This window comes from Gilliamella sp. Gris1-4, assembly GCF_001690335.1.
Classification (GTDB): Bacteria; Pseudomonadota; Gammaproteobacteria; order Enterobacterales; family Orbaceae; genus Gilliamella; species Gilliamella apicola_P.
The window spans coordinates 21,383-29,615 of the sequence record NZ_LZHA01000083.1; the positions used below are offsets into that span (position 1 = coordinate 21,383).

5 protein-coding genes are annotated in these 8,233 nt (G+C 39.4%); 2 read left to right on the forward strand and 3 right to left on the reverse strand.

Annotation, left to right across the window (positions count from 1 at the left end; translation table 11 throughout):
* The first annotated feature begins 96 nt into the window (after positions 1–96).
* Positions 97–1,176 (forward strand): 3-dehydroquinate synthase, encoded by a 1,080-nt coding sequence (gene aroB / locus A9G31_RS10320; protein WP_065561572.1) that lies wholly within the window; start codon positions 97–99, stop codon positions 1,174–1,176.
* A 366-nt stretch (positions 1,177–1,542) separates the two neighbouring features.
* Complete coding sequence (locus tag A9G31_RS10325) at positions 1,543–2,628, forward strand: 3-deoxy-7-phosphoheptulonate synthase (protein WP_065561573.1); 1,086 nt, start codon at positions 1,543–1,545, stop codon at positions 2,626–2,628.
* 55 nt (positions 2,629–2,683) lie between these two features.
* Here A9G31_RS10325 and purL read toward each other — a convergent pair whose 3' ends face one another.
* From purL to A9G31_RS10340, 3 genes are all read right to left on the reverse strand, one after another.
* Complete coding sequence (gene purL / locus A9G31_RS10330) at positions 2,684–6,586, reverse strand: phosphoribosylformylglycinamidine synthase (protein ID WP_065561574.1); 3,903 nt, start codon at positions 6,584–6,586, stop codon at positions 2,684–2,686.
* A gap of 584 nt (positions 6,587–7,170) precedes the next feature.
* Entirely contained in the window at positions 7,171–7,917 is a 747-nt protein-coding gene (locus tag A9G31_RS10335; RefSeq protein ID WP_065561575.1) for a hypothetical protein, read from the reverse strand.
* An 8-nt stretch (positions 7,918–7,925) separates the two neighbouring features.
* On the reverse strand, positions 7,926–8,233 hold a 308-nt coding region (locus A9G31_RS10340), incomplete at its 5' end, for an integrase core domain-containing protein (RefSeq protein WP_141671333.1).

The window sequence follows — 8,233 nt, forward strand, 5'->3', positions numbered from 1 at the left end:
AATTATCGACAAGTTTAAATGATTCTAAGTTGCACTGCCACTTTTTTATCGCTAACATGCAACAATAAATCCACTTTGACTTGTCTGGAAATTAATATGCAAAAAATATTAAATGTGGCGCTAGCTAAACGCAGTTATCCAATCACAATTGGTGAAAATCTACTAAGCGAATTTCAACATTTTAAACTCCAAGCAGGCCAACGAGTACTCATTGCTACCAATGAAACCATCGCCCCACTTTATTTACATACACTAATTGGTATGCTTGAAAAGCATGGTGTAAAAGCCGATTCAGTTGTTGTTCCTGACGGTGAAAAATATAAAACCATAGAAACATGGAATAGTATTTTAACAACGTTACTGGCAAACAATCATACTCGCAGTAGTATACTTATCGCACTTGGTGGCGGTGTGATTGGTGACGTTGCAGGATTTGCCGCTTCAGCTTATCAACGTGGAATTAAGTTTATTCAAGTACCGACAACGCTACTATCACAAGTTGATTCCTCGGTAGGGGGGAAAACAGCGATCAATCACCCACTGGGTAAAAATATGATTGGCACATTTTATCAACCACAATCGGTAGTGATTGATCTCAGTTGTTTAAAAACATTACCACGAAGAGAGCTTTCGGCTGGAGTTGCCGAAGTTATAAAATACGGCATTATTTTAGATGCTAAATTTTTTGATTGGTTAGAAGAACACATCAACGATTTACTAAACCTAGATATTAATGCATTAAGCTACTGTATTTACCATTGCTGTGAACTCAAAGCTCAAGTAGTTGCCGCTGACGAAACAGAACAAAACATGCGCGCAATTTTAAATCTTGGTCATACTTATGGTCATGCCATAGAAGCGGAATTAGGCTATGGAAACTGGCTACATGGCGAAGCTGTCAGTGTCGGAATGCTAATGGCAGCTCAAACTGCCAAATTACTTGGCAAATTAACACAAACAGATATAGATCGAATTAAAAACTTGTTAATACGCGCTAAGCTACCTGTTAACAGACCAGCACAAATGCCAATTGAATCTTACCTTCCCCACATGTTACGAGACAAAAAAGTACTATCTGGACAATTACGACTGGTTGTACCCACTAAGATTGGGCATGTCGAGGTGATGGATGGCATTGATAAAGACATGGTAATTCAATCTATACTACTAACTTAATCTATAATTGATAACCAATAGTTGCATCATTTACAATAATAAAAAACTACAACAATAAATATACATAGTCGCCCCCAAATAACGCCTTATTATCAGCAAAATAATATGGCGTTCATTTCATAAAAATAGCTATTAAAAATTTGCCATTGAAATGTAAATATTTTATTACGATATTAACTTTGGTTAGTATTACACTAACTTTTTAAACTAAATTTATAATTAAATAACAAATTATAAAACAACTATGATTGGATAAATAATGAAAATCCCATTTACTATTATGTAATTTTGTGTTTACATAATAACTGTCCGTGTAATTATTATTTTACATATAAAAATATAAATGATTTTAACAAGGAAAATAAAATGTTAAAAGATGCTTTAAATAATGTTCGAATCCGAGACGAGCATATGTTAATCACACCTGAAGAAATCAAACAGCTTTACCCTCTTTCTCATGATTTAGAAAACCAAATTGCCTTATCACGCCAAACTGTTGTGGATATTTTAGAGCGACGTGATCACCGCTTGCTTATTGTATGTGGTCCTTGCTCTATTCACGATCCTATTGCGGCAATTGAATATGCCCATAAATTAAAAAAATTATCAGACGAAGTCAAAGACCACTTATTTATAGTTATGCGAGTCTACTTTGAAAAACCACGCACAACTGTAGGATGGAAAGGTATGATTAACGATCCTCACATGGATAGCTCATTTGATATTGAGCATGGACTAAAAAAAGCCCGTAAATTACTGCTTGATATTACTCAAATTGGCTTGCCTATTGCAACTGAAGCACTAGATCCCAACACACCACAGTACATTGGTGATTTAATTAGTTGGTCTGCAATCGGAGCAAGAACTACTGAATCACAAACGCATCGAGAAATGGCCTCGGGGCTTTCAATGCCTGTTGGTTTTAAAAATGGAACTGATGGCAGTTTGGATGTTGCAATTAATGCCATGAAATCAGCCTCTATGCCTCATCGTTTTGTAGGAATTAACCAACAAGGACAAGTAACGGTTTTACAAACAACAGGCAATCCACACGGCCATGTTATTTTGCGTGGTGGAAAAACGCCTAACTATGATGCGCAAAGCGTATCATTATGTGAAGAGCAAATGCAAAAAGCAGGATTATTGCCTAACTTAATGATTGACTGTAGCCATGCGAATTCAAATAAAGATTATCGAAATCAACCTATTGTTGCTAATTCCATTATTGAGCAAATAGAAAAAGGCAATAATTCGATTATTGGCGTAATGATCGAAAGTAACTTATTTGAAGGAAATCAGCCTTCCGAACAACCACCAGAAAACTTTAAATATGGCGTATCTGTGACTGACGCATGTATTAACTGGGAAGAAACAGACGCACTATTACGAAAAATGGATCACATTTTAGCGCAGCCACTTATCGAAAGACAAAAGCACTCAGTTACTGCTTAAACTACTCAACAAATAAACATATCGCCGACACCATTATCGGCGATCTTTGTTTTATTTAACCTAATTGCTTACGAGCATTACGGAATATTCTCATCCAAGGGCTATCTTCACCCCAGTTATCAGGATGCCATGAATTAGTTACCGTTCTAAATACCCGTTCTGGATGTGGCATCATAATAGTTGCCCGTCCATCTTGAGATGTCACTGCAGTAATACCGTTTGGCGAACCATTTGGATTAGCAGGGTATTGCTGTGTTACTTTGCCAAAATGGTCAATATAACGTACGGCAACTAATCCGGATGCTTCTAAACGGCTTAAATGAACATCATCACCCACTTCAACACGTCCTTCCCCGTGTGAAACAGCAATTGGCATATGCGAACCAGCCATATCAGTAAATAGCAACGACGGGCTTGATTGAATTTGCACTAAACTAAAACGAGCTTCAAAACGTTCTGACAAATTACGAACAAAACGAGGCCATAAATCCGCTCCCGGAATTAGATCCTTAAGATTCGACATCATCTGACAACCGTTACAAACCCCTAACGATAAAGTATCTTTGCGATGGAAAAATTGTTCAAATTCATCACGCACTTTTTCATTAAATAAAATAGATTTAGCCCAACCTTCACCTGCTCCTAAAACATCACCATAAGAGAAGCCACCACAAGCAACCAGTGTACTAAATTGACTAAGTGTAATTCGACCAGAAAGTAAATCTGTCATATGAACATCGATTGCCTCAAAGCCAGCTCTATCAAATGCTGCCGCCATTTCAACGTGTGAATTAACGCCTTGCTCACGTAAAACAGCGACTTTTGGTCTTGTTCCTTTAGCAATATAAGGTGCTGCAATATCGGCTTGCAGATCAAAAGTTAGGTGCACATTTAATCCTGGATCATCTTCATTTTGTTTAGCTTGATGTTCTTGATCTGCACATTGAGGATTATCACGTAAACGTTGCATTTGCCATGTCGTTTGCGCCCACCATGTTCTCAAGGTTAAGCGTGATTCACTGTATACCGTAGCCGAGTTATCACGTACAATAATTTGTTGACCAGTTTTAGCACTACCAAGAACATGAACCGCATGAGATAAGCCAAACTGCTTAAAGCAAGCCATCACATCATCTAAACGATTATTAGCTACTTGAATAACTGCGCCTAATTCTTCATTAAATAACGAAGCAATCACATCATGGCCTAACGAGGCAATATCTACATCAACACCACAATGTCCAACAAAAGCCATTTCAGCCAATGTCACAAACAGTCCACCATCAGAACGATCATGATAAGCAAGCAAAGCATTTTGGCTTACTAAAGCCTGAATCGCATTATAAAAAGCAAGCAGCTCTTTAGGATCATGGACATCCGCTGTTTTTTGCCCTAAATGGCGATACACTTGGGCTAGTGCGGTGGCACCTAGTGCTTGATGGCCTTTCGATAAATCAACCAACAATAATGTATTATCCTGATCAGTACGCAATTGTGGTGTCACTGTTTTACGCACATCTTCAACACGGGCAAATGCCGAAATCACCAATGATAATGGTGAAGTCATGGTTTGTTGCTCACCATCTTGTTGCCATGTCGTTTTCATGGACATCGAATCTTTACCAACAGGAATCGCAAGCCCTAAAGCTGGGCATAGCTCTTCACCAATAGCTTTAACAGCTTGGTAAAGACCAGCATCTTCGCCCGGATGTCCTGCCGCCGCCATCCAGTTAGCTGAAAGCTTAATCCGTTTGATATTACCAATATTGGTTGCGGCAATATTAGTAATTGCCTCGCCAACTGCAAGCCTTGCTGATGCAGCAAAATTAAGTAACGCAACTGGCGCACGCTCACCGATTGACATAGCCTCACCATAATAACTATCCAAACTTGCAGTAGTCACAGCACAATCAGCAACCGGTACTTGCCAAGGTCCGACCATTTGATCACGAGCAACCATACCCGTCACTGAACGATCGCCAATGGTAATTAAAAAGGTCTTTTCGGCAACGGTTGGCAAATGTAGAACACGTTTGACCGCATCATATAAATTAATTTCAGACGTTAAAAAATTATCGCCATGTGCTTGGTGAGTTTTAACATCACGTTGCATTTTAGGCGTTTTACCAAGTAGCACATCTAATGGCAAATCGATGGGATGATTATTAAAATGCTCATCATGCAAGGTAACCGCCTTATTGACGGTCGCCTCACCAATCACCGCATAGGGTGCACGCTCACGCTGACAAAGTTCAGCAAATAATGCCAATTTATCGGGATGAATCGCAAGCACATAACGCTCTTGCGATTCATTACACCAAACTTCTAGTGGTGACATACCTGGTTCATCGCTAAGTATTTTACGAAGCTCAAACTGACCGCCACACCCACCATCACTAACAAGTTCAGGCATTGCATTAGACAAACCACCAGCACCAACATCATGAATAAATAAGATAGGATTATCTTCACCAAGTTGCCAACAGCGATCGATAACTTCCTGACAACGGCGCTCCATTTCAGGATTATCACGCTGAACAGAAGCAAAATCCAAATCAGCATCAGACTGACCCGACGCCATAGACGAAGCCGCCCCACCACCTAAGCCAATATTCATAGCAGGGCCACCTAACACAATCAACTTAGAGCCAGCTGGAAACTCACCTTTTTGGATATGTTCACGGCGAATATTACCCATACCACCAGCTAACATAATTGGTTTATGATAACCTCGAAGCTCCTCGCCATTATGGCTATTAACCTTTTCTTCATAAGTACGGAAATACCCTAACAAAGCCGGACGACCAAATTCATTATTAAACGCCGCACCACCTAAAGGGCCATCCATCATAATATCAAAGGCGCTCACAATGCGATCAGGCTTACCAAAATTTTGCTCCCAAGGTTGTTCAAAATTAGGAATACGTAAATTAGAAACTGAAAACCCTACTAAACCGGCTTTAGGTTTAGCACCTCGACCAGTAGCCCCTTCATCACGAATCTCACCTCCACTGCCCGTTGCCGCACCCGGCCAAGGTGATATAGCTGTTGGATGATTATGTGTTTCAACTTTCATTAAAATATCTGCATATTCTTGATGATAGCAGTAGGTTTTATTCTCATTATCCGCAAAAAAGCGCCCAACGACTGAACCATCCATCACTGCGGCATTATCTTTATAAGCGGACGAAACATAATCAGGAGTGTGTTCAAAAGTATTTTTGATCATCTTAAACAGTGATTTAGGCTGCTTTACCCCATCAATAACCCAATCGGCATTAAAAATCTTGTGACGACAATGCTCAGAATTGGCTTGTGCAAACATATAAAGCTCAATATCAGTAGGATTACGATTTAGTTTTTTAAAGTTCTCAACTAAATAATCAATCTCATCAGATGCTAACGCCAAACCTAATTTAAGATTAGCCTCATCTAATGCCGCACGCCCCTGACCTAATAAATCAATGATTGTCACTGGCGCAGGTGATTCAACATGAAATAACTGCTCGGCTTGCTCAACATGGCTAAAGACCGCTTCCATCATGCGATCATGAATTAATGCTACAAAATCATTTTTTTGGCAATCGGTTAATTCTGAACTTACTTGTACATAATAAGCAATTCCCCTCTCAATACGGCGAATCTGTGATAAACCACAATTATGCGCAATATCAGTTGCTTTTGACGACCAAGGCGAAATCGTTCCTGCTCTTGGAGTCACTAAAAAAAGTTGCTTGCTAGCTGTTTGGTTGACATTGATTTGTGCACTCTTGGGACCGTATTGTAATAATTTATCTAACGTTAACTGTTGTTCAGCCGTCAAATCGCCTGCCAAATCAACAAAATGCAGGTATTGGGCTTCAATATTGATAACAGGGATAGATTTTTCACAGCAAGTAGATAAGATTTTACTAATACGAAATGCAGATAACGCAGAGCAGCCAGCCAAAATTTTCATAAAAATTACTCTTTTTAAGCCAAAAATAGGGAAAAAATAGATCAATATTATAAAAGAAAGCGCACGATGTGGCTATATTAAATACAGTTAATCGAGTGATGTAGAAGGGTAAATCTGTTTTTTTGTAAAAAAACAAATAAAAACTTCAATAAAACCAACATTTTTTTGACTGATTTTTTGAGGTTTTTTGCATTGTTTTTTATAAAAAAAGTCACTTATAAACACGACTTAAGGCTATGTTATTTGTCTTGTTTCGGCGTCAGACAAATTTGTCTGGAACAAATTTGAACATCTGAGCACAGCGAAGATGGCCTTGTAGAGGCGAGTATCAGGATGATACGAATAATTGCGAAGAATAGCCGAAGGCCACATTCGGTAGCCAAAGCGTGATTGCAAAGGGGATTTGCTCTAATTACCTTTGCTCGGACGTGGGCACTGTAGCTATTTTATTCACCAAAGCTAAAATAGGCCACAGCTTTAAACCGCTGAGCTCGCAAACTTTGCCTGCTCAAAGCCCCTACTTACGCGGGGGCTTGATTCTTTTTTACATGGCTTTTACTCCATAAACACTTAAACACTAAAAACTAAGGTGTGGTGCAAACACCATAGTAACTTAGTGTTCTATAAATGCTGTTGATATCGCCACGACTTGTGTAGACATAGAAGTTGTAGGAATTGCTTATCACGTCACTCGTCCAGTATCTTCCGTCGACAAAGTCCGCATCAGCGTAGTGGTCCATGTAGCCCCACTCCGTGAAAAATCCTGCCTCTATGCGACGCTGGTAGGCATTATTACCAGACGACGGCGTAGCTCCTACTGCACCTCGACAATCACTTACTGAATTCCAACCAGAACAAGTCGCATTGGTTAAATCACTTACTTTCGGCATACGATAACCCAAACTATCACACCATGTGGTTTGTCTTGGAACGTTAACCGTTTTAGAGCCCCGATTAACGAACCACTGCTTCAACACAAATCCATACCTCAACTCATTACCACTACTATCTCTACCCACCAACTCAAATTTCTGTGGCAAAGATGGCACGGTAATTTGACTAGGATTAGCATCGTTCCACTGGCTTCTTGCCTCTGGACCATGCAACGTTACCCGCGTTACATATTTTACTTTATCAGTAATCCATCTATCTTCGTTTACACCTTGGTTTGACAACCTCCATCTTATCGTTGCCCCTATATCACCATTTGTGATAACTCTCCAGCTAAACTGACGTGCATCTCCGGCGCCAATAATATCCAAATCAAAATACAATCCATCTGAACCTGTAGTTGGAAAATGTAAATACCCCAAACTTAGTACACAACTCACGTAGAAAATTAAGCTGCTTGTTTTAGTGTTTTATACTCAATCGGTGTCATGTTATTTAATGCCTCATGCGGTCTTTCGGTGTTATAAATCGTTAGCCATTCTTCGGTTATTTTCCTAGCTTGTGCTAAGTTGTTAAAAAGATATAAATCGAGTACTTCAGTACGATAGGTACGATTAAATCGTTCAATAAAGCCATTTTGATAAGGGCTACCGGGCTGGATATAATCAATGGTTATATCATGTGATTTAGCCCAGTTTATAAAGGTTTTTCCTGTAAATTCTGGCCCATTATCGACCCGTATTTTTAATGGATATC